The 26,398-nt window shown below is 57.4% G+C and carries 22 protein-coding genes and 1 pseudogene; 11 read left to right on the top strand and 12 right to left on the bottom strand.

The genetic code is table 11. The features are described from left to right. The 6 genes and pseudogenes from ENTHG_RS20990 to pgpA form a co-directional block, all read left to right on the top strand. On the top strand, window positions 1–147 hold a 147-nt coding region (locus ENTHG_RS20990), incomplete at its 5' end, for an ATP cone domain-containing protein (RefSeq protein WP_044184554.1). Window positions 148–149: 2 nt separating this feature from the next. After that, window positions 150–1,252, top strand: a pseudogene (gene ribD, locus ENTHG_RS20995) (bifunctional diaminohydroxyphosphoribosylaminopyrimidine deaminase/5-amino-6-(5-phosphoribosylamino)uracil reductase RibD). Between the two features lie 89 nt (window positions 1,253–1,341). After that, entirely contained in the window at window positions 1,342–1,812 is a 471-nt protein-coding gene (gene ribH / locus ENTHG_RS21000; protein WP_044184557.1) for a 6,7-dimethyl-8-ribityllumazine synthase, read from the top strand. A gap of 19 nt (window positions 1,813–1,831) precedes the next feature. Next, a complete protein-coding gene (gene nusB / locus ENTHG_RS21005) occupies window positions 1,832–2,251 on the top strand; it encodes a transcription antitermination factor NusB (RefSeq protein ID WP_044184560.1) in 420 nt (139 codons plus the stop codon). A 75-nt stretch (window positions 2,252–2,326) separates the two neighbouring features. Further along, entirely contained in the window at window positions 2,327–3,304 is a 978-nt protein-coding gene (gene thiL / locus ENTHG_RS21010) for a thiamine-phosphate kinase (protein WP_044184563.1), read from the top strand. Then, window positions 3,282–3,797, top strand: a complete 516-nt coding sequence (gene pgpA / locus ENTHG_RS21015; protein ID WP_044184566.1) for a phosphatidylglycerophosphatase A — start codon at window positions 3,282–3,284, stop codon at window positions 3,795–3,797. The genes thiL and pgpA overlap by 23 nt, the downstream gene beginning before the upstream one ends. Window positions 3,798–3,857: 60 nt before the next feature. Here the strand turns inward: pgpA and ENTHG_RS21020 are convergent, their stop codons facing one another. From ENTHG_RS21020 to xseB, 4 genes are all read right to left on the bottom strand, one after another. Beyond that, window positions 3,858–4,832 (bottom strand): aldo/keto reductase, encoded by a 975-nt coding sequence (locus tag ENTHG_RS21020; RefSeq protein WP_044184568.1) that lies wholly within the window; start codon window positions 4,830–4,832, stop codon window positions 3,858–3,860. Between the two features lie 63 nt (window positions 4,833–4,895). Next, the gene (gene dxs, locus ENTHG_RS21025; RefSeq protein ID WP_044184573.1) at window positions 4,896–6,758 is read right to left on the bottom strand and encodes a 1-deoxy-D-xylulose-5-phosphate synthase; all 1,863 of its coding nucleotides are present in this window, start codon (window positions 6,756–6,758) and stop codon (window positions 4,896–4,898) included. 86 nt (window positions 6,759–6,844) lie between these two features. Continuing rightward, window positions 6,845–7,744, bottom strand: coding sequence for a (2E,6E)-farnesyl diphosphate synthase (gene ispA / locus ENTHG_RS21030; RefSeq protein ID WP_044184576.1), 900 nt, complete (start codon window positions 7,742–7,744; stop codon window positions 6,845–6,847). Next, window positions 7,745–7,987, bottom strand: a complete 243-nt coding sequence (gene xseB / locus ENTHG_RS21035) for an exodeoxyribonuclease VII small subunit (protein ID WP_044184578.1) — start codon at window positions 7,985–7,987, stop codon at window positions 7,745–7,747. 228 nt (window positions 7,988–8,215) lie between these two features. Between xseB and thiI the strand changes: the two genes are divergently transcribed. Beyond that, window positions 8,216–9,664, top strand: coding sequence for a tRNA uracil 4-sulfurtransferase ThiI (gene thiI, locus ENTHG_RS21040; RefSeq protein ID WP_044185160.1), 1,449 nt, complete (start codon window positions 8,216–8,218; stop codon window positions 9,662–9,664). 27 nt (window positions 9,665–9,691) lie between these two features. Beyond that, complete coding sequence (locus ENTHG_RS21045; RefSeq protein WP_044184582.1) at window positions 9,692–10,321, top strand: hypothetical protein; 630 nt, start codon at window positions 9,692–9,694, stop codon at window positions 10,319–10,321. 36 nt (window positions 10,322–10,357) lie between these two features. Here ENTHG_RS21045 and yajL read toward each other — a convergent pair whose 3' ends face one another. After that, a complete protein-coding gene (yajL, locus tag ENTHG_RS21050) occupies window positions 10,358–10,951 on the bottom strand; it encodes a protein deglycase YajL (RefSeq protein WP_044184585.1) in 594 nt (197 codons plus the stop codon). Next, window positions 10,914–11,825 (bottom strand): 2-dehydropantoate 2-reductase, encoded by a 912-nt coding sequence (gene panE, locus ENTHG_RS21055; RefSeq protein WP_044184588.1) that lies wholly within the window; start codon window positions 11,823–11,825, stop codon window positions 10,914–10,916. Before panE ends, yajL begins: the two co-directional genes overlap by 38 nt. A 140-nt stretch (window positions 11,826–11,965) precedes the next feature. Between panE and ENTHG_RS21060 the strand changes: the two genes are divergently transcribed. Then, the gene (locus tag ENTHG_RS21060) at window positions 11,966–12,457 is read left to right on the top strand and encodes a YajQ family cyclic di-GMP-binding protein (protein ID WP_044184591.1); all 492 of its coding nucleotides are present in this window, start codon (window positions 11,966–11,968) and stop codon (window positions 12,455–12,457) included. A gap of 48 nt (window positions 12,458–12,505) precedes the next feature. Here the strand turns inward: ENTHG_RS21060 and ENTHG_RS21065 are convergent, their stop codons facing one another. The 5 genes from ENTHG_RS21065 to nhaC form a co-directional block, all read right to left on the bottom strand. Continuing rightward, window positions 12,506–13,870 carry an MFS transporter gene (locus ENTHG_RS21065; RefSeq protein ID WP_044185163.1) on the bottom strand — a complete coding sequence of 455 codons (1,365 nt, stop codon included), beginning with the start codon at window positions 13,868–13,870 and terminating at the stop codon, window positions 12,506–12,508. Window positions 13,871–14,015: 145 nt separating this feature from the next. After that, entirely contained in the window at window positions 14,016–14,663 is a 648-nt protein-coding gene (locus tag ENTHG_RS21070; protein WP_044184594.1) for an L-fuculose-phosphate aldolase, read from the bottom strand. A gap of 81 nt (window positions 14,664–14,744) precedes the next feature. Continuing rightward, entirely contained in the window at window positions 14,745–15,740 is a 996-nt protein-coding gene (locus ENTHG_RS21075; protein WP_044184597.1) for a LacI family DNA-binding transcriptional regulator, read from the bottom strand. 36 nt (window positions 15,741–15,776) lie between these two features. After that, window positions 15,777–17,141 carry an alpha-L-fucosidase gene (locus ENTHG_RS21080; RefSeq protein ID WP_052332753.1) on the bottom strand — a complete coding sequence of 455 codons (1,365 nt, stop codon included), beginning with the start codon at window positions 17,139–17,141 and terminating at the stop codon, window positions 15,777–15,779. Continuing rightward, on the bottom strand, window positions 17,131–18,555 hold the full coding sequence (nhaC, locus tag ENTHG_RS21085) for a Na+/H+ antiporter NhaC (protein ID WP_044184600.1): 1,425 nt from the start codon (window positions 18,553–18,555) through the stop codon (window positions 17,131–17,133). The genes ENTHG_RS21080 and nhaC overlap by 11 nt, the downstream gene beginning before the upstream one ends. A 513-nt stretch (window positions 18,556–19,068) precedes the next feature. On the opposite strand from nhaC, the gene fucI reads away from it, so the two are divergent. Beyond that, entirely contained in the window at window positions 19,069–20,847 is a 1,779-nt protein-coding gene (gene fucI / locus ENTHG_RS21090) for an L-fucose isomerase (RefSeq protein WP_044184601.1), read from the top strand. Between the two features lie 47 nt (window positions 20,848–20,894). Continuing rightward, the gene (gene fucK, locus ENTHG_RS21095; RefSeq protein WP_044184604.1) at window positions 20,895–22,283 is read left to right on the top strand and encodes an L-fuculokinase; all 1,389 of its coding nucleotides are present in this window, start codon (window positions 20,895–20,897) and stop codon (window positions 22,281–22,283) included. Window positions 22,284–22,291: 8 nt separating this feature from the next. Here the strand turns inward: fucK and ENTHG_RS21100 are convergent, their stop codons facing one another. Continuing rightward, window positions 22,292–26,068 carry an NAD(P)-binding protein gene (locus ENTHG_RS21100; protein WP_044184607.1) on the bottom strand — a complete coding sequence of 1,259 codons (3,777 nt, stop codon included), beginning with the start codon at window positions 26,066–26,068 and terminating at the stop codon, window positions 22,292–22,294. Between the last annotated feature and the right edge of the window lie 330 nt (window positions 26,069–26,398).

Here is a 26,398-nt window from a genome sequence, read left to right on the forward strand (position 1 = left end):
GAGGTTCCCAGTAAAATGATTGGCAACCTGGTGATGGAACAGCTTAAAAAGCTCGATAAAGTCGCCTACGTCCGTTTCGCATCGGTCTATCGCAGCTTTGAGGATATCCGCGAATTTGGCGAAGAGATCGCCCGCTTACAGGATTAACCATGCAGGATGAAATCTACATGGCGCGAGCGCTAAAACTGGCGCAGCGCGGGCGTTTTACCACTCACCCTAACCCCAGCGTCGGCTGCGTTATCGTCAATCAGGGCGACATCGTCGGCGAAGGGTTTCACCTTCGCGCGGGCGAGCCTCATGCCGAAGTGCACGCGCTGCGTATGGCCGGGGAGCGGGCGCGCGGCGCAACGGCATACGTGACGCTGGAGCCATGCAGTCATCACGGCCGCACGCCGCCCTGCTGCGAAGCGCTGATTGCCGCAGGCGTCGCCCGGGTAGTCACGGCGATGCAGGACCCCAACCCGCAGGTGGCGGGCGCGGCCTCTACCGTTTGCAGCAGGAAGGGATAGCCGTCAGCCACGGGCTGATGATGGCGGAGGCCGAAGCGCTGAACAAAGGCTTCCTCAAGCGTATGCGCACCGGTTTTCCCTACGTACAGCTCAAGCTGGGGGCCTCGCTTGACGGGCGCACGGCGATGGCCAGCGGCGAAAGCCAGTGGATCACCTCCCCGCAGGCGCGGCGGGACGTGCAGCGTCTGCGTGCCCAAAGCCACGCTATTTTAACCAGCAGCGCCACCGTGCTGGCGGATAACCCGAAACTGACCGTGCGGCGCAGCGAATTGAACGACGACGTTAACGCCGTCTACCCCGAAGAGAACCTGCGCCAGCCGGTGCGTATCGTGGTGGACAGCCAGAATCGCGTCACGCCGACGCATGCGCTGGTACAGCAGCCCGGGGAGACCTGGTTTGCCCGTACCCGTGCCGACGAACGGCGCTGGCCTGAATCGGTGCGCGAGCTTATCGTGCCGGAGCACAAAGGGCGGGCCGATCTGGTCACGCTGATGATGCTGTTGGGCAAACAGCAGATTAACAGTATCTGGGTGGAAGCGGGCGCCAGCCTTGCGGGCGCGCTGCTGCAGGCCGGGCTGGTGGATGAGCTGGTCGTCTACCTGGCGCCGAAATTACTCGGCGCGGATGCCAGAGGGTTGTGCATTCTGCCGGGGCTTGAGGCGCTGGCCGATGCGCCCTCTTTTAAATTCAATGAGATACGGCAGGTTGGGCCGGATCTCTGTCTGCATCTTACCCACGCGTAGTCTCTGCTGTAAAAGGGAAGCAGCGCGTAGAATAATATGATAAAATCCGCCCCCCTGCGGGGGCCGAACTGAACCTGTGAAGGAATAGTATGAACATTATTGAAGCAAACGTTGCAGCCCCTGACGCTCGCGTCGCGATTACCATCGCCCGTTTCAACAACTTTATCAACGACAGCCTGCTTGATGGCGCAGTTGATGCCCTGAAACGTATCGGTCAGGTAAAAGACGACAACATCACCGTCGTCTGGGTGCCGGGCGCCTACGAACTGCCGCTGGCCGCTGGCGCGCTTGCCAAAACCGGCAAGTACGATGCTGTTGTCGCGCTGGGCACGGTTATCCGTGGCGGCACCGCGCATTTTGAATATGTTGCGGGCGGTGCCAGCAATGGCCTGGCGCACGTTGCCCAGGACAGTGAAATTCCGGTCGCTTTTGGTGTGCTGACTACCGAAAGCATCGAACAAGCCATCGAACGCGCTGGCACCAAAGCGGGTAACAAAGGTGCGGAAGCCGCACTGACCGCGCTTGAAATGATTAATGTATTGAAAGCCATTAAAGGCTGATTTTTGTAAGGGGAATTCCGTGAAACCTGCTGCTCGTCGCCGCGCCCGTGAGTGTGCCGTCCAGGCGCTTTACTCCTGGCAGTTGTCCCAGAACGACATCGCTGATGTTGAATACCAGTTCCTGGCGGAACAGGACGTCAAAGATGTCGACGTTCTGTACTTCCGTGAACTGCTGAGCGGGGTGGCGACTAACAGCGCGTATCTCGACGGCCTGATGAAGCCGTACCTGTCCCGTCAGCTTGAAGAGCTGGGCCAGGTCGAAAAAGCGGTGCTGCGTATTGCGCTGTTTGAACTGTCCAAACGTGATGATGTGCCTTACAAAGTTGCGATTAACGAAGCGATCGAACTGGCGAAAACCTTCGGCGCAGAAGACAGCCATAAATTTGTCAACGGCGTGCTTGATAAAGCCGCCCCCGCGATCCGCCCCCACAAAAAATGATCCGTAAGCCGGAGCCGGGCGCGTTTAGGACGCGCTCGATCCGGCTTTTTTCTTTTCTTTGCTGAGGCATAACGTATGGCATGCGGCGAATTCTCTCTGATTGCCCGTTATTTTGATCGGGTAACAAGTTCGCGTCGTGATGTGGAAACCGGCATCGGCGATGACTGCGCGCTACTCAATATTCCTGAAAAGCAGACGCTGGCTATCAGTACCGATACGCTGGTTTCGGGCATTCACTTTCTTCCTGATATCGATCCCGCCGATCTGGCGTACAAAGCGCTGGCGGTTAACGTGAGCGATCTGGCGGCGATGGGCGCCGATCCCGCGTGGCTGACGCTGGCGTTAACGCTGCCGGAAGTCGACGAAGACTGGCTTAAGGCATTCAGCGACAGCCTGTTTGAGCAGCTGGAATATTACGATATGCAGCTTATCGGCGGCGATACCACCCGTGGCCCGCTGTCGATGACGCTGGGTATTCATGGCTATGTACCGAACGGACGGGCGTTAAAGCGCAGCGGCGCGAAGCCGGGCGACTGGATCTATGTCACCGGTACGCCAGGCGACAGCGCCGCCGGGCTGGCTATTTTACAGCATCGACTGCGCGTGGCCGATCCGGCTGATGCCGGTTATCTGGTGAAGCGCCATGTACGCCCGACGCCGCGTATTTTGCATGGTCAGGCGCTCAGAAGCCTTGCCAGCGCTGCTATCGATCTTTCTGACGGGCTGATTTCCGATCTGGGGCATATTGTGAACGCCAGCGGCTGCGGCGCGCGTATCGATCTGGACCTGCTGCCGTACTCCGCTGAGATGGCGCGGCACGTGGAGCCGGAGCAGGCGCTGCGCTGGGCGCTTTCCGGCGGCGAGGATTATGAACTCTGTTTTACCGTACCGGAGCTGAACCGGGGGGCGCTGGATGTCGCTATCGCTCACCTGGGCGCGTCGGTGACCTGTATCGGCCAGATGAGCGCCGATGTGGACGGGCTTAGCTTTAGCCGCGACGGTAAACCGGTAGCTCTGGACTTAAAAGGATATGACCATTTTGCCGCGCTCTAAAGATATCGCCAAAAGCCGCCTGAAAATGAGCAACCCCTGGCATCTGCTGGCGACGGGGTTCGGCAGTGGCTTAAGCCCTGTCGTTCCCGGTACGATGGGTTCGCTGGCGTCGATTCCCTTCTGGTATGCGATGACCTTTTTACCCTGGCAGCTCTATTCGCTGGTGGTGATGCTGGGCATCAGCCTCGGGGTTTATCTCTGCCATCAGACGGCGAAAGATATGGGCGTGCACGACCACGGCAGTATCGTCTGGGATGAATTTATCGGCATGTGGATAACCCTGATGGCGCTGCCCACCAACGACTGGCAGTGGGTCGCCGCCGGGTTTGTGATTTTCCGTATCCTTGATATGTGGAAGCCGTGGCCTATCCGCTGGTTCGACCGTAACGTGCATGGCGGTATGGGGATTATGGTGGACGATATCGTCGCCGGAGTTATTTCAGCGGGCGTGCTCTATTTTATTGGTCATCACTGGCCGATAGGCATTATTTAATCCCGGATGCGCTGCGCTTCTCCGGACTGATAGTCATGGCAGCGCATCCGGTTACGTGCCTTATTTAAAGCCGACTACCGGGTGCGGCTTATAGGGCGTTTCCAGTTCGGCGAGCTGTTCCGGTTTGAGCGTCAGGTCTACCGCCTGTAACAACTCATCAAGCTGCTCTTCACGGGATGCGCCAATAATCGGCGCGGCAACGCCCGGTTTGCTCAGCAGCCAGGCCAGCGCCACCTGAGCGCGGGTGGCGTCAAGCTCTTCGGCGACGCCGCCTAACCGTTCTGCAATCTGCGCGTCGTTTTCGTCGCTGTCGTTATAGAGCTTTTTGCCCACTTCGTCCGAGACCAGCCGCGCGGTGGTTTCCCCCCACGGGCGGGTCAGGCGTCCGCGCGCCAGCGGGCTCCAGGGGATCACCGCCACGCCCTCTTTGTAACACAGCGGCAGCATCTCCTGCTCCTCTTCACGGTAGATGAGGTTGTAATGGTTTTGCATGGTGACGAAGGGGGCCCAGCCATTCTGTTCCTGTAGCGCCAGCGCCTGAGCAAACTGGTGCGCATGCATGGATGATGCGCCGATATAGCGCGCCTTACCGGCTTTCACCACGTCGTTCAGCGCCTCCAGCGTCTCTTCAATCGGCGTGTTGTAGTCCCAGCGGTGAATCTGCAACAAATCTACGTAGTCCATACCCAGACGTTGCAGGCTGTCATCAATAGAGCGCATGATCTGAGCGCGGGAGAGGCCCTCGGTCAACGTGCCGGAGGGATAGTAGACTTTGGTGGCAACAACAACATCTTCCCGGCGGGCAAAGTCACGGAGCGCGCGGCCGACAATCTCTTCACTGCTGCCGTCGGAATAGCTGTTGGCGGTGTCGAAGAAGTTAATGCCGCCGTTGAGCGCGTGCTGAATAAGCAGACGGCTGCTCTCTTCCGGCAGCGTCCATGCGTGGTTGCCCCGGTCAGGCTCGCCAAAGGTCATACAACCCAGGCAAAGGCGGGAAACTTTAAGGTCTGTTTTTCCTAACGTGTTGTATTGCATGGGTCCACTCCTGCTTATGATTAAAAACGTGACTCTTAATCATAGCAGGAGGGAAAGGGGAGGTTATGCGAGCCAGCCCCGGATCTTCGCCTCGATGCCGGTAGCATCAAACCCCAGATCGGCACGGGCTTCTTCCTGAGTCCCCTGCGGAATGAAGAAGTCAGGCAGGCCGAGGTTGAGCACCGGCACCGGCTTGCGACTGGCCATCAGCACCTCGTTAACGCCGCTGCCCGCGCCGCCGATAATCGCGTTCTCCTCCAGCGTGACCAGCGACGTATGCCGTGCCGCCAGGTCGAGGATCAGCGCCTCATCCAGCGGCTTAGCGAAGCGCATATCCACCAGCGTAGCATTGAGCGCTTCTGCCGCTTTGGCCGCTTCCGGTAGCAGGGTACCGAAGTTCAGGATCGCTACTTTTTCACCTTCGCGTTTCACCACCCCTTTGCCAATCGGCAGGGAGGCCAGCGGCTCAAGCGGTACGCCCAGCGCGTTGCCGCGCGGGTAACGCACCGCGCTCGGACCGTCCTGGTAGTGATAGCCGGTGTAGAGCATCTGGCGGCATTCATTCTCGTCGCTGGGGGTCATGATGACCATGCCCGGGATGCAGCGTAGATAGGAGATATCAAACGCCCCCTGATGGGTCTGACCATCCGCGCCGACGATCCCGGCGCGGTCGATAGCGAACAGCACCGGCAGCTTCTGAATCGCCACGTCATGGATCACCTGATCGTAGGCGCGCTGCAGGAAAGTCGAGTAGATTGCCACCACCGGCTTATAACCGCCAATCGCCAGCCCGGCGGCAAAGGTTACCGCGTGCTGTTCGGCAATCGCCACGTCAAAGTATTGATCGGGGTATTTTTTGGAAAACGCCACCATCCCGGAGCCTTCGCGCATCGCCGGGGTGATTGCCATCAGCTTGTTGTCGCTGGCGGCAGTTTCGCACAGCCAGTCGCCGAAAATTTTAGAGTAGCTGGGCATACCGCCGCTGCTTTTCGGCAGGCAGCCGCTGGTAGGATCGAATTTCGGCACCGCATGGAAAGTGATAGGGTCTTTTTCCGCAGGCTCGTAGCCGCGCCCTTTTTTGGTCATGATATGCAGGAACTGCGGGCCTTTCAGACCGCGCATATTCTTGAGGGTATGCACCAGCCCCAGCACGTCATGGCCGTCAACCGGGCCGATATAGTTAAAGCCCAGCTCTTCAAACAGCGTGCCCGGCACGACCATGCCTTTGATGTGCTCCTCGGTACGCTTGATAAGCTCTTTGATGGGCGGCACGTTGGAGAGGACTTTTTTGCCGCCTTCACGCAGGGTGGAGTAGAGCTTGCCGGAAAGCAGCTGCGCCAGGTGATTATTGAGCGCGCCGACGTTCTCGGAAATCGACATCTCATTATCGTTAAGCACCACCAGCATATCGGGGCGAATATCCCCGGCGTGGTTCATTGCTTCAAAGGCCATCCCGGCGGTGATCGCGCCGTCGCCAATCACGCAGACGGTGCGGCGCTGTTTGCCTTCTTTCGCCGCCGCTACCGCAACACCTATCCCGGCGCTGATGGAGGTCGAAGAGTGGCCCACGCTCAGCACGTCATATTCGCTTTCTCCGCGCCACGGGAACGGGTGCAGGCCATCCTTCTGCCGGATGGTATCTATCCGGTCGCGGCGACCGGTGAGAATTTTGTGCGGGTATGCCTGGTGGCCCACGTCCCAGATCAGCTGATCGAACGGGGTGTTGTAGACATAATGCAGCGCTACGGTCAGCTCCACCGTGCCAAGCCCGGAGGCGAAGTGGCCGCTGGAACGACTCACGCTGTCGAGCAGATAGCGGCGCAGTTCGTCACACAGCTTCGGCAGGTTTTCCCTGGGCAACAGGCGCAAATCCTGAGTGGAATCGACCAGCGCCAGCGTCGGGTATTTGGCTATATCAAAACTCATCAGAGACTCATCGTGCTTATCATAGTTTTTGCCGCAGAGGCTTTTCCACGCCTCTGCAAACCAAACTAATCAGCATCATTGTTAGTTTATTTATCACGCTGGATTATGTAGTTCGCCAGTGCTTCCAGTGCCGTCGTATCCAGTGATTGCGCAGCCAGTTGATCGAGTGAGTGACGTGCGTCGGCAATCAGATCGCGGGCTTTTGTTCGGGCTTGCTCAAGACCCAGCAAAGCAGGATAGGTACTTTTGCCGAGCTGCTGATCGGCCCCCTGACGTTTGCCAAGCGTTGCAGTATCGCCGACAACATCCAGTATGTCATCCTGTACCTGGAATGCTAGGCCAATACTTTGCGCATATCGGTCGAGTACCGGCAACCACTGGCGGCCAGCCTCGCCAGCGCTCAGCGCGCCCATTCTTACCGCTGCCAGAATCAGCGCGCCGGTCTTGTGGCGGTGGATGCGTTCAAGCGCCTGTAAATCCACCTGCTGACCTTCGGCGGCGAGATCAAGCGCCTGGCCGCCGCACATGCCTGCCGCGCCGCTGGCCATCGCCAGTTCGCGGATCATCGCGAGACGGTCTTCGGCGGCCACATCGGACATCGGCGCATCGCTAAGGATAGTAAACGCCAGCGTTTGCAGCGCGTCGCCCGCGAGAATTGCGTTCGCTTCGCCAAATTTAACGTGGCATGTCGGCAGGCCGCGACGCAGATCGTCATCGTCCATCGCCGGCAGGTCGTCATGAATAAGCGAATAAGCGTGAATGCACTCCACTGCCGCTGCGGGGGCGTCCAGCGTCTCCTGGCTTACGCCGAACATGCCGCCGGTGGCGTAGACCAGAAACGGGCGCAGACGTTTACCGCCTAATAGTGTGCCGTATTGCATCGCCTCGACCAGCGGAGTGTTCTGAAAGGGAAGGGGAGCGATAAAGCGCCGCAGGGCATCGTTGGCCTGTTCGACGCAGGCCTGTAGCTGTTGGTTGAAATCCATTTATTCGTTATCCGGCGTGAACGGCGTAAGCGGCGCCTCGTCATTGTCCGACAGCAAAATTTGTACGCGCTGCTCCGCCTGCTGGAGTTTCACCTGCCCCTGGCGCGCCAGCTGCACGCCGCGTTCGAACTCGTTGAGCGCCTCTTCAAGAGGCAGGTCGCCGCTTTCCAGGCGGGTAACAATCTTTTCCAGCTCGTTGAGCGATGTTTCGAAGCTGGCGGGTACGTCGTTTTTCTTTGGCATAGTGAATGTCTGACTCTTATTGAAACTGGCTACGTTATGGTAGCGAAGTCGCGGCGCTTAGCAAATAACGCGCAATGGTCATGCAAAGTGCACAGGAAATCCGCGATGGTGGTATACTTGCGCGCCTGGATGCAGCCGCGAAGCATGTTGAATGATTTTGTGACTATGGGCTGCAGTACTCTTTTCCATTATCAGCCCTCCCGGGCTCATCAACGAACCATTGCCGCCATGAAGTTTATCATTAAATTGTTCCCGGAAATCACCATCAAAAGCCAATCTGTGCGTTTGCGCTTTATTAAAATTCTTACCGGGAATATTCGCAACGTCCTCAAAAATCACGATGAGACGCTTGCCGTTGTCCGCCACTGGGACCATATCGAAGTCCGCGCGAAAGATGAGAATCAGCGCCTGGCCATTCGCGACGCCCTGACCCGCATTCCGGGGATTCACCATATTCTGGAAGTGGAAGATGTGCCTTTCACCTCCCTGCACGACATCTTCGAAAAAGCGCTGGCGCAGTACCGCGAGCAGATCGAGGGTAAAACGTTTTGCGTACGCGTTAAACGTCGCGGCAAACATGAGTTTAGTTCGATTGAAGTAGAACGCTACGTGGGCGGCGGCCTGAATCAGCATGTTGAATCGGCGCGCGTGAAGCTGACGCACCCGGACGTCACGGTCAATCTGGAGATTGAAGATGACCGTCTGCTGCTGGTGAAGGGACGTTACGAAGGTATCGGCGGCTTCCCTATCGGCACCCAGGAAGATGTGCTGTCGCTCATCTCCGGCGGTTTCGACTCCGGTGTCTCCAGCTATATGCTGATGCGTCGCGGCTGCCGCGTGCACTACTGCTTCTTTAACCTCGGTGGCGCGGCCCATGAAATCGGCGTGCGCCAGGTTGCGCACTATCTGTGGAACCGCTTTGGCAGCTCGCACCGTGTGCGTTTCGTCGCCATCAACTTTGAGCCGGTGGTAGGCGAAATCCTCGAAAAGGTGGACGACGGCCAGATGGGCGTGGTGCTTAAGCGCATGATGGTGCGCGCAGCGTCAAAAGTGGCTGAACGCTACGGCGTGCAGGCGCTGGTGACCGGCGAGGCGCTGGGCCAGGTCTCCAGCCAGACGCTGACCAACCTGCGTCTGATCGACAATGTCTCCGACACCCTGATTCTGCGCCCGCTTATCTCTCACGATAAAGAGCACATCATCAACCTGGCGCGTGAGATCGGCACCGAAGATTTTGCCCGCACGATGCCGGAATATTGCGGTGTGATTTCAAAAAGCCCAACGGTGAAAGCCGTGAAGGCCAGAATTGAAGCCGAAGAGGAAAACTTCGATTTCGCCATTCTCGACCGGGTGGTAGAAGAGGCGTCCAATATCGATATTCGTGATATCGCCGCCCAGACCAGTGAAACGGTCGTGGAAGTTGAAACGGTAAGCGGTTTTGGCCCCAACGATGTGATCCTGGATATTCGTTCTATCGACGAGCAGGACGACAAGCCGCTGGCGGTAGAGGGCATCGACGTGGTGTCGCTGCCGTTCTATAAGCTGAGCACTAAGTTTGGCGACCTCGACCAGAACAAAACCTGGCTGCTGTGGTGCGAGCGTGGGGTGATGAGCCGCCTGCAGGCGCTCTATCTGCGCGAACAGGGGTTCAGCAATGTGAAGGTGTACCGGCCTTAAATAAAACTCAACAAGGATGTTGTACACATGGAAAATGCAACTGCGCACGCACGTGAAGATAACGTGCGTTTTTCAATTAGCGTACCCGCGAACTCGCTCTCTTTTGCCGATTATTTACGGGGATCGCGTTTAACGCGGTCGGCAATGGCCGAACGCCGTCGCCTGGGCCGATTACCGCTGTTTATTATTACGGTATTCGTTGCGTGGCTGCTGCTTGCTTTGCTGGTGTCATTCTATAACGGCAAATATCAGCTGCGTATTATAGGGTGGGCGTCAGATGGTCAAAAAGATGACTACCTCTTTTTTCTCTACAATACCGAAGCCTTATCCCTGCTGGTAGCCTGCTATATTGCGGGGGCCGTAATGGTAAGAATATCAGCGACCCGGCATCTCAAACGCTGGGCACGCCTGTTGTATACAACAAATGACGCCATTCGACATGGGTATCTCCTTGAACTGACGGACCGCGGAATAAAATGCATTCATGCTGATAATTGCTCAACTCTATTTTTAGCATGGAGCAAAGTGACAGCCCTGCACAGTGGCGATAACCATGACTATATCATCATGGAAGCATCAGGATTCTTATGGATCCCGGTTACGTTACCGGACTACCCGCGAGAGGAAATTAGCGCGTTTATCAAACAACATCTGTAGAGATTATAGCGGCGGGCGCGATGCCCGCCGCATGGTTTAGCCTTCGTAATAGTTATAAATGCCCGCCGCCATCACCAGCTGCGAGGCGACTTCATGCGCTTTTTCCCGCCCGACCAGCAGGTCGATAATCTTCAAGCCGAAGTCGATGGCCGTGCCCGGCCCCTGGCTGGTCAGCAGGTTGACGCGGGGGTCCCAGACAACCCGTTTGTCCTGCCACTGTTCCGGCGGAATACCCTCTTTCAGCGCCGGGAAGCCGGTCATGTTGCCGATGGGAAACAGATCGTGCGGCACCAGCACGGTGGCCGCCGCCGCGCAGATGGCGGCTACGATGCGCCCGGAGAGGTGAAACTGGCGCACGGTCTCTACCAGCAGGGGGCTGTCGCGGAAACACTCCGCGCCTTTTACGCCGCCGGGCAGCACAATGACGTCATAATCGCCGTCGGCCACTTCCACCAGCGGCGCGTCCGCCAGCAGCCTGACGCCGCGCGAACAGGTTATCGTCAGATTGCCATCGCTGGCGACGCTGGCGGTGGTCACGTTGATACCGCCGCGCACCAGCAGGTCGATGGTGGTGACTGCTTCGGTCTCTTCGCTACCAGGGGCGAGACAAACCAGAGCCGAGACGCTCATACTCACTCTCCTTACGTTTTACTAAATCAAACAGACGGGCGTTTTCCGGCGCGGCGATGCCGTGGGCGCGGGCGCGCCGCAGCAGATAGCCGGTAATATAGTCACATTCGGTGTGACGCAGAGCGCGGATGTCCTGCAGCATAGAGGAGACATTATCCGCTGTGTTATCAATAACCTGATAAATGTAGTCCAGCAAATCTTCCACTGAAATATGGTAGCCTTCCCGTTCAATGACCGCCGCCACTTCCTGAGTGATTAACCTGATCTCCGCCGGAAAATCACGCAGTTCGCCGTTTTTACAGTTGTGCAGGGCGGTAAGGGGATTGATAACGCAGTTGACCGCCAGCTTGCGCCATAGCGCCGGGTGGATAGTGTTGTGCCAGGCGACATCCGGCAGCACTTCCTGCAGGCTGTCGGCAAGATAGCTGAAATCGCCGTCCTGCTGCCGCGCCGGGCCGATATGGGTTATCCCGCTGGCGACGTGAACAATCACGTTGCCATCGCGGCGGGCTGCGTGTGTCGTCGTGCCAATCAGCAAAGGCTGTGGCAGCGATTTAAGCTCATCAATGGTGCCCATGCCGTTATGGATAAGTAAAATCGGCGTAGAAGCGGGAAGCGTGGCGCAAAGCGTTTTGACGGCATCGGAAACCTGCCATGCTTTAAGCGTTACCAGCAGTAAATCACTGCTGGCCAGGAATTCAGGGTCGTTGGCCGTCAGCGATTCATTAAAAATGGAGCCATCTTCTTCAACAAGATTCACGCTGCAAAAGGGCTGCGCAATCCGCAGCCAGCCCTGTACCTCGTGGCCATGCTTGCACAGAGCGGTCAACCACAGTTGCCCCAGCGCGCCGCATCCGAGTACGGTAATTTTCATTATTCCTCCTCACCTGCAACTGCGCCAGGCGTGACTGGATTCAGTATAGCGCCGTTGGCGGCGCACCTGACCATTACAAGTTGAGTTATGCTTGGTTGCGGGTATTATGCATCGCAATACACAGTGAGGGAGAAGAAAAGATGCCATCTTTTGATATTGTTTCCGAGGTTGATCTGCAGGAAGTCCGCAACGCCGTTGAAAACGCAAGCCGTGAAGTGGAGTCCCGCTTCGATTTTCGCAACGTTGAAGCCACTTTTGAGCTCAACGAGCCGAATAAAACAATCAAAGTGCTCAGCGAGTCGGATTTTCAGGTCAATCAACTGTTGGATATTTTGCGCGCGAAGCTGTTAAAACGGGGTATCGAAGGCACGTCTATTGATGTTCCTGAGACATTCGTCCACAGCGGCAAAACCTGGTTTGTTGAAGCAAAACTTAAGCAGGGAATCGACGGGGCGATTGCGAAGAAAATCGTCAAGCTGATTAAAGACAGCAAGCTGAAGGTGCAGGCGCAGATTCAGGGGGAAGAGATTCGCGTAACGGGTAAATCCCGTGACGATCTGCAGTCGGTCATGGCGCTGGTGCGCGGCGGTAATCTTGGGCAGCCGTTCCAGTTCAAGAACTTCCGCGATTAACAGACGTCCCGGATAAGGCAGCGCCACATCCGGGAACTCTGGCGCTCTTTACGCCTCATTAATCACCTGTTCGACGGCGAAGCGGTTTGTCACTTTGCTGTCGATTTTCACATAGACGCTGCGCTCATCGGCAACGACCAGCGCTTCACTTACCCCTTCGGCTGCCAGCAGGCGCTGGCGCAGGGAGGCGTCCGGGGCCACATCTTCAGGCAAGGCGATGCGCAGGCTGCTGACGTAGGGCGGCTCCTGCATGGTGCTGGCGACCAGTAGCCAGACCATCGACAATAGCGCGCCTGCCAGAAAGACGGTTTGCGAATCAAAAAAGCCGTCGACCCAGCCGCCAAGCGAGCCGCCGATCGCCACGCCAAGAAACTGGCTGGTGGAGTAGATTCCCATCGCCGTGCCCTTATAGCCCGCCGGGGCCTCTTTACTGATAAGCGAGGGAAGCAGCGCCTCCATCAGGTTAAAGGCGAGGAAGAAAAGTTGTACCCCCAGCACCAGTTCCCAGAAGTGCGGCCCCGCGCCCCACAGGACGATCTCCGCAATTAACAGCAAGGCGACGCAGAAGAGGAAAACACGCTTCATGCGGCGTTTCACTTCGGCGTAAATAATAAACGGCACTACCGAAACAAACGACACCAGCATCGTAACCAGATAGATCTTCCAGTGGTCGGCGGCGGCGAAACCGGCGGCCTCAAGCTGGCCGGGCAGCGCGACAAAGGTCGACATCAGCAAAATGTGCAGGCACATAATGCCGAAGTTAAGTTTGAGCAGTTTGGGGCTGGCGAGTACCTTGCTAAAGCAGCCCTTCACCATGCCGGACTCGCGGTTCAGAACGTGATGAGGGCTATCAGGCACCACCCACAGCGTGAGGGCGATACCCGCCGTGGCCAGCGCGGCAATCATCCAGAACAGCGCATGCAGCCCCAGCTTATGGGTGATAATCGGCCCCAGTACCATCGCGATAGCAAAGGTAATGCCGAAGCTGACGCCGATAAAGGCCATCGCTTTGGTGCGGTTCTGCTCGCGGGTTAAATCAGAGAGAAGCGCCATTACCGCGGCGGCAATCGCCCCGGAACCCTGTAACGCACGGCCCAGAATGATGCCCCAGATCGAGTCGGAAAGGGCGGCGATAATGCTGCCCGCCACAAAGATAACCAGCCCGCCGACGATCAGCGGCTTACGCCCGACGCGGTCAGACAGCAGGCCAAACGGAATCTGAAAAATCGCCTGCGCCAGGCCGTAAATACCAATTGCCAGGCCAATCAGCGCCTCGCTGGCGCCCTGTAGCGCCATGCCGTACGTGGTCAGAACGGGCAGGACCATAAACATGCCGAGCATGCGCAAGGAGAAAACAGTCCCTAAACCCCAGGTTGCGCGCAACTCCCCTGGCGTCATTTTGTAATCGTTCATCACCACCTCAGTCATTATGCAGGCCATAGTTTAGGCGGGGTGATAAGCGGGGTAAACAGATGTTTGTTTAGGAGATATTACGAAGGTGTAAATTGTTATTGATTGTCCGCCAGCAAGGGGCGGATGCCGCCTTGCTGGCTGTGGGTTATGCTTCGACGCGCAGACCGTAGGTTTTGAATTTCTCCAGCACAATGGCGATCTCTTCATCAGAGAGAACCGGCACCGGGTCGACCACCGCGAGCGTGGTCAGATAGAGCTTCGCCAGCACCTCCACCTCTTGCGCCAGCCACAGCGCTTTTTCCAGCGTCGACTCGCAGGTAATCATACCGTGATGCTGCAGTAAAATCGCTTTCCGGTCGCGTATGGTCGCGGCAACATGTTCAGACAACGCCTTGCTGCCAAAGGTCGCATAGGGCGCGCAGGGGATAGAGTTGCCTCCGGCGGCGGCAATCATGTAGTGAATGGCGGGTATAGCGCGGTTAAGAATAGAGACCGCCGTCGCATGTACCGCGTGGTTATGTACCACCGCCCTGGCATCGGACCGGGCTTGATAGACCGCCTGGTGAAAGCGCCATTCGCTGGAGGGCAGCTTACCCTCCTCATGGCGGCCCTGCGCGTCGACAAACACAATCTGGCTTTCGGTGAGCTTTTCATAAGGCACGCCGGTGGGGGTTATCAACATGCCGTCCTGGTAACGGACGCTGATATTCCCGGCTGTGCCCTGGTTAAGCCCGAGGCGAGTCATCTCCAGACAGGTTTCGATGATCTCCTGGGCAATCTGCGATCGTTCCATTTTTTCTCCGGTTTCGTAGGGCAAAGGGGGGCGCTGAATCCTGCCGTGGATTCAGTCGCCTGGTATCTGTACTGGCTTTCTTTAAGGGCGGCTGCGCTTGATAAGCTTCATATCGACGCGAATGGTCTCCCTGACCGGCTGGCCGTCAATGGCGCTTTCCATCACCGCAAAGGCCTTTTCCGCCCAGCTGTTTTCGTCCTGCTGCATTGACCAGACATTGTTGGCGAGAAAGCCCAGCATCGGGTGTTCATCGAAGGTGCCAATGTTGACCTCAACCGGCACCACGCCCAGCCTGTCGCGGATGGCGCGAATCGCCCCTTCCAGCACCGGCAGCGAGGAGGCGATAAACGCCCTGGGCGTGTCGTGGGTCTCCATCAGCTGCGACATCAGCCGATGCCCCTCCTCTGGGGTGTTTTCCGGGCCTTCGCATACCCAGTCACGGTGGTGAATACCCGCCTGGCGCAGCGCGTTAAGATAACCCTGCAGACGATCGTTGATACTCGGCAGGGCGGTGTCGCCCAGCAGAAACCAGACTGGGGATTCCCCCGCCTCCAGCAGGCTGCGGGTCAGCGTCTCGCCCCCGTCGACGTTATTACTTTCAACCAGGGCGTTATCGGTGAAGCGAAAGTCGCGGTCCAGCAGCACCAGCGGCTTTTTTACCAGCCGCAGGTGGTGTTGCTGATTTTCCAGTGAAGAGGGGGCGATAAACAAGCCGTCAACGTTGCGCGCCATCAGCGCGTGGACCAGCTGGTTTTCATAATCCACATCGTTATAAGAGCAGCTGATCGCCAGCTGGTAGCCCGCCCGGCGACAGCGCAGCTCCAGCTTCTCCGCCAGCGTGGCGAAGAAGACGTTGGAGATATTCGGAACGATCAGGCCGAGCGTATCGGTCTTGTTAAGCTTAAGGCTGCGGGCGGAATGGTTCAGCGTATAACCATAGCGCTCAACATGCGCGTTAATGCGCGCCTGGGTTTTCACGCTGATTCGGTACTGATCCGCCTTGCCGCTTAGCACCAGACGTACCGTGGTCACGGATAAATTCAGCTCGTTGGCTATCTGTTCTACGGTTTTTGCCATCTTCCCGGCACCTCGCTCCCGTCCATTACCACACTATTAACGACTCAATTTGAAGGTGTAAGCGTACTCCAGGCCGCGATCGAACTGCCAGGGGACTGGGTGCACAATGAGATGTCCCTCTTCAATTTCGAACGGCACCGGCAGCTGCGTCTCTTTGCACAGCAGCGTACAGCTGACCGGCGCTGCGCCGTCCACCAGCCGCAGGCGCAGCGTTTCGGTCGGCCAGCGGGTCGTGATGAGATAATCGGTCTCCCCCACGCTGGTCAGGGCGCTCTGTTCATCCGCGCAGTGCAGGCGGGTGCAGACATCGCTACCATAAATCGCTTCGCCGTTTACCGCCATCCAGCGGCCAATATCGCGCAGACGCTCCTGTTGCAGAGTAGGGATACGTCCGTCTGCGGTCGGCCCGACATTGAGCAGGAAGTTACCGCCTTTGGAGACGATGCCAATAAGCTGGTTAATCAGCTCCTGAGAGGTACAGTAATCCTCCAGCTGCTCCGCGCGGTTAAAGCCGTAGGATTTACCAATGCCGCGGCTCTCTTCCCAGGGATGATGCTCGCCGAAGCCCTCTTTATCGTTATATTCGGTGCTGTAGTAATCGCCGTGTTCCCCCGGCATTCCTTTAAAGAAGCGGTCATTGACCACCACTTCGTCTTTATTGGGCGCTTCGTTATAGAGCCATGAGAGGAACGGTTTCGTCTGGCTGTACTCTTCGCTGAGATCCCACTCGCCGCCGTCGGAAAAAATCAGGCACGGCTGATAATTTTGCACCAGCTCTTTAAGCTGGGGGATAAGGATTTCGTCCGGATACGCTTTTTCGGGAATACCGAATTTTTCCCGGTCGCGCTGCGGCACAAAATAGCCCCCCTCCGCGCGATGGCTCCAGTTGGTTTCCCACTCAATGATGGAGTAGTAGATGCCCATTCGCAGGCCGTTGTCGCGTACCGCCCGGGTAATGTCGCCCAGCAGATCGCGGCGGGGGCCGGTATCGCCGCTGTTCCAGTTCTTTTTATGCCGGTTCTGCGTTGGCCACAGGCAAAAGCCATCGTGATGTTTGGTGGTCAGCACTACGTATTTGGCCCCCGACGCTTTAAACAGTTCAGCCCAGGCGTCGGGTTGAAAAAGCTCGGCTTTAAACTGCGGGGCAAAATCGCGGTACAGAAAATCCTTACCATAATGTTTCTCATGGAAATCATCATCGTTATTACGGTACTGCCCGTAAACGCTGGCGTAGTACCATTCGGCATACGATCCGAACAGGGAATTATCAATTTTGCGCCATGCCGGAACAGAAAAGACGCCCCAGTGAATAAAAATGCCGAACTTCGCGTCGTTATACCACTGCGGCATTTCCCGGCTATCCAGACTGCTCCACTCAGGTTGATAGGTTTTATTTTTCATTGACTAACTCTCCATTCGTTTCGTGAGCATCTGTTTTGGCAATGCATATTCCGGTGATAGCGTAGAACCCGGCAATAATCAGACCGGCATAACACTGCACGGCCCACAGCGCATAATCCAGGGTGGGAACGCCAAGGGTTGCCGCCATAAAGACACCGGCTGCCGTCCAGGGAATTAACGGCTCAATAACGGTGGCCGCATCTTCTACGGTGCGGGAGATGTTTTTACGGTGCAGGCCATTATTCTCGAACGCTTTACGGAATAACTCTGACGGTAGCAAACAGGCGATGTTGTTATTTCCGGTAGCGGCAATTAGCGCGACGCAGGCGGCAATGGTAGAGAAAATCAGCCCCGCCGCGCTTTTTACTATGCGGGTGAAATAATTGATGATGGTATCCAGCGCCTGAGTCAGCGAAAGGGGGCCGGCAAAGGAGAAGGCGCACAGGATGACCAGAATCAGCGGCATCATCGAAGCCACGCCGCCGCGCTCCAGCAGGTTGCGGATTGTCTCCGGCACCGCTTCCGGCTGTGCGGTGAGGGTACTGACGCTAAAACCGGACACCCAGATATTCAGATTTTCAATAATCCCGATACCCTGGGTGAAATAAGAAATAGCGATGGAAATAGCGGTTGCAAACAGCAGTACAGGAATAACCGGTTTTTTCATCAGCGCGCCGGCCAGTACGATAAAAATAGGTACCGCCAGAATCCAGTGAGTGTGATAAAGCTGATTAATTTGATTAACCGTCTGCTGAGCGGAATCAATACTGCCGGAGGTCGCGCCGGTATTAAGGCCAATCACGAAATAGACCGCCGCCGAGATAAGCCAGGCCGGAATAGTGGTCTTGCACAAGTGCTTGATATGTTCGTAAAGATCGAGGTTGTTGACGATAGCGGCAAAGTTTGAAGAGCCGCTCAGCGGAGAGATTTTATCGCCAAAATAGGCCCCGCCCACCACGGCCCCGGCAACCGCCGCAAGGTTAGCGTCAAGACCGTGCGCCACGCCCATTAACGCAACGCCAATGGTGCCTGCCGCCCCCCAGGAGGTGCCCGTACAGGTCGCAACAATGCTGGTGACCAGAAAAGTAATAACCACAATATACTGCGGGTTGATAATTTTCAGACCGATGGTGATTAAATAGGGAATCGTGCCGGAACTCATCCAGACGCCAATAACCCCGCCAACGCACATCACAATCATTAATGACGGTAGCGCCTGAGCAAATTTATGGACAATCTCGTCGATAATTTCCTGAAAGGTGTGGCCAAGCCACATGGCAACGAACGAGATAAACACCGCCGTAATACACAGCAGCGCCTCCAGCTTAATTTCTAATAGCGTATAGCCTAATATGATAAATACTAATGACGCGCCAAGAAGCAGAAAAGAAGAGGGTAAGCCCAACTGTTTCATGACCGGTTTCTGTATTGGTTCAGATGTGACTGACATAGAATCCTCGCTTGATTCCCCAATGGCCTTTTAATGTTTTTCGCTACTTGCCTTGTGCTTACCGCTATTTCTTCCCTGGTTATTGCCGGGTTATTTCGGGGCCGTTTTCGCCCCTCACCCTCAATCAATCATAATTTTTGCGAAAATGCTAACTCGAATTAGCTTTCATAGCTAAAAGCTATTTTAGCGCGGCCTTTTCGCCAATCGCTTTTTAACGAAAGTGTGAAGGCAAGCAGGGGCGATCGCGTAATGCATTGAGAAATAAAGATAAGAAAAAACGATGGCTAGAACATTTATTTGACGCCGATCGAATTTTAACCGTATGTCGTGAATGTCATCACACTCCGGAGGAAAAAATATTGTGGCATGAGTTCTTTGCTACTTATGCTAATTCGAGTTAGCAACATTCAGCGAGCTTTATCATCGCGCCGGGCAAAGCGGTTCGGCGGCAGCGGCAATGAAACATAAGGAGTGGCAATGAACTACAAAGCGGCATTACCGCGCATCGGTATTCGTCCGGCTATTGATGGCCGTCGGTTGGGCGTGCGTGAATCCCTGGAAGATCAGACCATGAATATGGCGCGCGCTACCGCGGCGCTACTGAGCGAAAACCTGCGCCATGCCTGCGGCGAGCCGGTGGAGTGTGTTATCGCCGACAGCTGCATCGCGGGCATGGTGGAAGCCGCCGCCTGCGATGAAAAATTTCGCACCCACCATGTCGGGCTCACCATCACCGTGACCCCATGCTGGTGTTATGGCAGCGAAACCATTGATATGGACCCCCTGCGTCCAAAGGCTATCTGGGGATTTAACGGCACGGAACGCCCCGGCGCGGTCTACCTGGCGGCGGCGCTGGCGGCGCATAACCAGAAGGGCATTCCCGCGTTTTCCATCTACGGCAACGACGTGCAGGATGCAGGGGACAGTGCTATCCCAGAAGACGTGGCGGAGAAATTGCTGCGCTTTGCCCGCGCCGGGCTCGCCGTTGCCAGCATGAAGGGCAGAAGCTACCTGTCGCTCGGCGGCGTGTCTATGGGGATTGCGGGGTCGATTGTCGATCACGATTTCTTTGAATCCTGGCTGGGGATGAAGGTGCAGTCGGTGGATATGACCGAGCTACGGCGACGGATGGACCAGCAGATCTACGACGAAGAGGAGCTGGCGCTGGCGCTGTCCTGGGCCGATGAGAAATTCCGCTACGGTGAAGATAAAAACGCGCCTCAGTACCAACGCAACGCCGGGCAAAGCCGTGAAATTCTGCGTGAAAGCCTGCTGATGGCGATATGTATCCGCGACATGATGCAGGGCAATCCCAAACTGGCCGGGAAAGAGCGGGTGGAGGAGTCGCTGGGGTATAACGCCATTGCCGCAGGTTTCCAGGGCCAGCGCCACTGGACCGATCACTACCCTAACGGCGACACCGCCGAAGCACTGCTCAACAGTTCGTTTGACTGGAACGGCATTCGCCAGCCGATGATTGTCGCCACCGAGAACGACAGCCTGAACGGCGTAGCGATGCTGTTCGGGCATCTGCTTACCGGAACCGCCCAGGTGTTTGCCGATGTGCGTACCTTCTGGTCTCCCGAGTCGGTTAAGCGGGTGAGCGGCCAGTCATTAAGCGGGCTGGCGGAACACGGCATCATCCATTTGATTAACTCCGGCTCTGCCGCCCTTGACGGCACGGCGCGCCAGCTGGATGCCGAAGGGCAACCGACCCTCAAGCCCCACTGGCAAATTAGCGAGCAGGAGGCGGAAGCGTGCCTGGCCGCGACGCGCTGGTGCCCGGCTATTCATGAGTACTTTCGCGGCGGCGGCTTCTCGTCGAGCTTCCTCACTCAGGGCGGGGTGCCGTTTACTCTCTCCCGGATAAACCTGATTAAAGGGCTTGGGCCGGTACTGCAGATTGCCGAAGGCTGGAGCGTTGAACTGCCGGAAGAGGTGCACAATATTCTTAACCAGCGTACCGACTCCACCTGGCCGACCACCTGGTTTGCGCCGCGTCTTACCGGCGAGGGCGCGTTCCGCGACGTCTGGTCGGTGATGGCGAACTGGGGATCGAACCACGGCGTGTTGACGGTGGGGCATGTAGGGGCCGATTTCATTACGCTTGCCGCGATGCTGCGTATCCCGGTCTGCATGCATAACGTCGAACCGGAACAGATCTATCGCCCTTCCGCCTGGTCGGCTCACGGGATGGATAGCGAAGGGCAGGATTATCGCGCCTGTCAGAACTACGGACCGTTGTATAAGCGCTAATAGTGTCGCCGGGCAGCCTGGTGCGCCCGGCATTTGAAGGAGCGGTTATGAAACCACCGTGTTTTATCGTGCTGGATTGCGGTGCCACCAATGTGCGGGCCATGGCGCTCACTCAACAGGGGCAGATAATTGCCCGCGCTTCGGTCGCTAACGCCAGTGAACCGGCGCAAGAAAACCCGCAGTGGCAGCAGTGGCCGTTTGAGCGGATCATGCAGCGCCTGGCCACCTGCTGCCGGGAGGTAGTCAGCGCGCTTGAGGGGCATGCTATCGCCGGGCTGACGGTGACGACCTTCGGCGTTGACGGCGCGCTGGTGGATGCCCGCGGCAAACTGCTTTACCCGGTTATCAGCTGGAAATGTCCGCGCACCCTTGCGGTGATGCAACGCCTGGAAGCGGTGATTTCGCAGCGGGAGCGGCAAACGCTAAGCGGTGTGGGAGCCTTTTCGTTTAATACTCTCTACAAGCTCTGCTGGCTGGCGCAACATCAGCCGCGGGTTTTTGAGCAGGCGCACGCGTGGCTTTTTATTTCGTCGCTTATCAACCAGCGCTTAACCGGCGCGTTTACTACCGACCTGACCATGGCGGGCACCGGTGAGCTGCTGGAGATCGCCCGCGGCGAGTTTAGCGAAGACATCCTTACCCGGTGCGCGCTGCCTGCGCACCTGTTCCCGCCCGTGGTCAGACCCGGTGAACGGGTGGGGCAACTGCAACCGCAGGTTGCGCAGGCGCTGGGGCTGCCGGCGGGGTTGCCGGTTATCGCTACCGGTCACGATACTCAGTTCGCCCTCTTTGGCTCCGGGGCAGGGCATAACCAGCCGGTGCTCTCCTCCGGAACCTGGGAGATCCTGATGGTAAGAAGCCAGCAGGTAGATACCGGGCTGCTGGCGTCAACGCCAGGATCAACCTGCGAACTGGATAGCGCGGCAGGGCTGTTTAACCCGGGGATGCAATATCTCGCTTCCGGGGTGCTGGAGTGGGTGAGGGGGCTTTTCTGGACGGCGCAAACGCCCTGGCCGGATATCATTGCCGAAGCGGGCGACGTGACGGCAGGCTGTGACGGTTTACGTATGGGCGGGCAACTGCTCAACGGCGCGGGGTGGCAGGGGGCGACCCTCAACACGACGCGCGGTCATTTTATGCGCGCGGCGCTGGAGCACCTGACCTCGACGCTTGCCGACAACCTCAGGCAGCTGGAGCGTATCGGCGGTTTTCACGCCCGCGAGCTGCTGCTGGTTGGCGGCGGTAGCCGCAATACGCTGTGGAACCAGATGAAGGCCGATGCGCTCGGTATACCCGTTAAGGTGCTGGATGACGCCGAAACGACGGTGCTCGGCGCCGCGCTATACGGCTGGTGGGGCACGGGCTATGCCGCCAGCGCCGAAGCGGCGCGCGAACAGGTGCAGTATCGCTACCGCACCTTTTCACCGCGCCGCTAAACGCGCCCTCACGAGCCGGAGTACCGCCAGGCGCGGCTTTTGACTTTTTCCGCCGCCACTTTTCCAGCGATAAACGCGTGATCGGAGTTGTAATACTCCCACTCGCTATAGCGTCCGGCGAGGGTGATATCCTGTTGCAGCAGCCACTTGCGTACTGTCTCAACGTTTTTCTTACGGTTGTGGTCGTAAATCACGTAGGCACAGGGGATATCTATCTGGTTGGCGACGAGCACCTCGTCTTCGGCGGTAATCAGCCCCACCTCAATGCACTCGCGGATGCAGCGGTCGATAAGCTGCTGCCCGTCTGCGGGCAGGGGTTTGTCCGGTGAATAGGTAATCTCACAGGTCAGGCCGCAGCCGCCGGGCGGATTGCACAGCGGGCTGGCGTTACCCTGCACAAATACCCGGTGAAAGACCGTTTTACCGGCGTAATAAATCCAGTGTTTATTGGTCAGGTTCGCCCGGCCTATCCCCAGGTTTACGCAGCGGACGGAGACATGACGCAGCCCGCGCGCGGCGGCCTGGATATCATAAGGGGCGTCATCGCCAATCAGGCGAATCAGGGCCGGTAGCGGCAGGGTACTTATCATATTTTCATAGCTGAACTGCCGCCCGTCGGCGAGGGTGACCAGGTGCTGATGGATATTGAGGTGCTTCACGTCGGCGCCGGTTTCCACCGTACCTTTAATATGGGGCAGAAAGCCGTTCATCAGCGCCTGAAACCCCCCTTCTAGCGGGTAGCCAAAGCGGGCATTCGGCCCCATCGGCTTGTCGGTGACGGAGAGCGCGCCTTCAATAATTTGCGAGAGGTCGGGCAGCGGCACGCGTCCCCCCAGCCAGGAGGTCTCCATCTCAGAGAGCGGAACCGTCCACAGCTTACGGTTGTAAGGAATGGCAAAGTGCCGGGCGATACCCGCTCCCCAGGTCTGGTAGATAAAGGATTCGAAACTCTCGCTTTTTTCCTGGTTCGCCGCCCCGGCGCTGGTGAAATCAGGCACCGCGCCGTCGGCGCAGCAGTCGGTATGGCAGACCCCGACACCCTCCTGCGGTTGGTCCGCGGCGTCCGCTTTGCCGTAGCGCGCCTCAACCGCGCCGAGAATACACTCTTTAATCACCTCTGGCGGCAGGCCGTACAGCGAGCCCTGGAAGGGGTAGCGAGTGTAAACGCCGTCGGTGTAGACCCACGCCTCGCGCATCTGCCAGTGCACATTATCCCCCAGCAGCAGATCGTAGAGATCAAGCACATAAGGATCGTTAGAGAACATAATGTGCCCGGCATAGTCGAAGGTGAAGCCTTTATCGGTTACGGATCGGCACAGGCCGCCGACGCTCTCGTTGCGCTCCAGCAGCGTTGCCCCTTCGCCGTAGTGATAGGCGGCGCTAAGCCCCGTTGGCCCGGCGCCGAGTATCAGGCAGCGCGCCGGGCTGGCAGCGACCTGCGGCGCGGTAAGGCGCAACACCGGCGTGTCAGAGGTTTCCAGGGCATCGGTAACGGGCATTATCGTCTGCTGGTCGTGCGAAAGGCGTGTTTTTTCGATCTCTTCATACATATGCTGCGCCGTCCGATCCCATGAGGTTTGCGCGACGATCGCTTTCATAATGGCCTGCTGTGCCTCCAGTTGCTGCGGCGTTAACGCCAGCGCCGTGTCGCAGGCGGCAATAAAACCGGCGGGATCGCGGGCGATGGCGACGACGTGGCCGTAGGGTTTTTCAACATCGGTAATGGCGGTGCTGACCACGGGTAGCTGCGCGGCCATGTACTCCAGCACTTTGGTCGGGCTGATAAAGCGGGTGGACTGATTGAGGGCAAACGGCATCAGGCAGACGTCCCAGCCGGCAAGAAACTGCGGCAGGGCCTGATAGGGTTGCATACCGAAATAGTGGATGTTGTCACGCCGGGGCAGGCTGTCCGGATCGATTTTCACCACCGGGCCGACCATAATAATCTGCCACTCGGGGCGCGCGTCCGCCACGGCGGCAATCAGCGCCAGGTCCATACGCTCATCAATGACGCCGTAGTATCCCAGCCGTGGATGCGGGATGTCGTCCATTAGCGGGTGGCGATTGGCGCGGTCCAGCGCCTGCTCGAAATGAACCGCGTCAACGCTGCTGGCGAAGCAGTGTACGTTGCGGTGCCGACCGGCTCGCGCTTCATACAGGCTTGGCCCGCCGGTAAAGACAATATCAGCGCGGGCCAGCAGCGCCGATTCGCGCTGTAAAAGCTGACGCGGCGCTTTATCAAAGGCCGCCAGCTCATCCATGCAGTCATATACCACGACGCTTGCAGGAAAGACCTTCAACAGCGGCAGCGCCATCGGGGTATAGAACCAGACAATCGGGGCGTCATCCTGCCGCTCCAGCTCTGCCAGCATCGGTTGCAGCCAGGCTATCTGCCCGTCGTGAAAACCGCCTGCCTCAACGGGGGTGTGGGGCTGGATCACCGTTATGTTGGGGGCGGGATGGGTTGCTTTAAGCCCCGGCTCGCCCGCCGAGAACAGCGGCTCTTCAATAAAAGTAATAGCGTAATGCTGCGCCAGGCGCGTCATCAAATGTTGAGGACGTTGAAAGACAAAGTCCCAGCGCAAATGACTAAAAACATAGATCTCTTTCATAACGTGTCGCTCTCCATTGATGGAAGAAGGTCGCTCTGACAACCTGAGGAAATGGGCCAGCATTTGCTGGGCGCGCCTGAGGGCATGGGCATAAACAACGTCGAGTTTTCGGCGAAAGGGGTCATCGGCATCCGGCGCGAGATCCCATAAGCCACATTGATTCCAGTGGGCGCTGTTATCCCAGTCGGGCCTGTCGATAATGGGATAGAGGCAGATCCCGGTAATCTCGACCCCCACCAGCCGCGCCTGCGCCACCTCTTGGGCGACATCGGTTATCCACGCGCCGCGCCCGCTGCCGACGTGGCTGGTTTCCGCCAGTAAAATAGGGCGGGCATAGCGTTGCTGTAGCTGCTCAAGCATGAGATGCAGGCGCGTTCGCCGCCGATCGCCCAGATGCCACCACAGCCGGGCATTGCTGCCGAACTCCCACTGGTTGTCGTGATAGTAGTTCGCGCCTATCACATCCAGATAGCGGGGCGCGCCGCCCAGCTCTGGCGCGATGCGGCCTGCCAGCATGTCCCACGCCTGAAACTGCGCTTCGTGCCAGCCTGCCGCCTGTTGCGCCAGTTCGGCGTCGTCTGCCGGGGCGATGAGGTGTATAAGCGGGTCGCAATGTAAAATGCGCGCCCTGGGATCGGCAGCCCAGATGGCGTCGCACGCCGCAAGGCTGGCGCGCACCAGCTGCCGCTTGCTGCGCTCGCCGGTGGGATCGTCGGCGGAGGCGGGAAAGAGCCCTACCGCGATGCCCCAGCTGGTAAAGGAGATCTCATTGACCGGCGAATAGACCGGGGCGTTCTCGTACCAGGGGCGTAAAAAGGCGGCCAGCGCGCCGCATAAACGAGCGAAGCGGAAGATAAACGCTTCGGAAAATATATCGATATCTGTCGGCCAGCCGTAATGACAAAAGGTCCAGCAGATTTGTATATTGGCTTTTTTTGCCGATGCCATTTTTTCCGCGACCGAAGAAAAATCAAACACACCATTTTTTTCAACGATACGCCAGCCGACGCTTTCACGAACGGTTGCAATATCAAATGCGCTGAGCGCCAGATAATCATCGTAATGCCGGGCGCTGTGTCCATTGCTGTCATTCATCGACAGCGCTTCGCCGTTTCGGTTTATATGATCCGCACCTTCATAACCCGCCTGCCAGAAAGAATTAAAAACAGCCATGGTTTCGCCTCCGCGCAGAGAGAATATCTCTACCGGTGTAATGGAGTGACTTGTTTTTTCATTAAAATTCAGTTGGTTAGTTAATTTGCCGTGCCGTAAAAAGCTCCTGATAAATAACGAGAAAAAAGGCCCGGCAGTGAAAATAACCACTGCGGAAGAAAATACCGGGCGCGCGGAAGCTCATTCAATATCAAGCAATATTGAAGTGATAACTGTTGCAATGACCGATTGCAGGCATCTGATATGTAGCAGGCGGGGATAGGGAATGAATTTTTAACTGTTTTTAACCGCATCCACAGTATGAGTATAGCCTGGGATTTTAACGCGACA

The organism is Phytobacter massiliensis JC163 (assembly GCF_000321045.1).
Classification (GTDB): Bacteria; Pseudomonadota; Gammaproteobacteria; order Enterobacterales; family Enterobacteriaceae; genus Phytobacter_A; species Phytobacter_A massiliensis.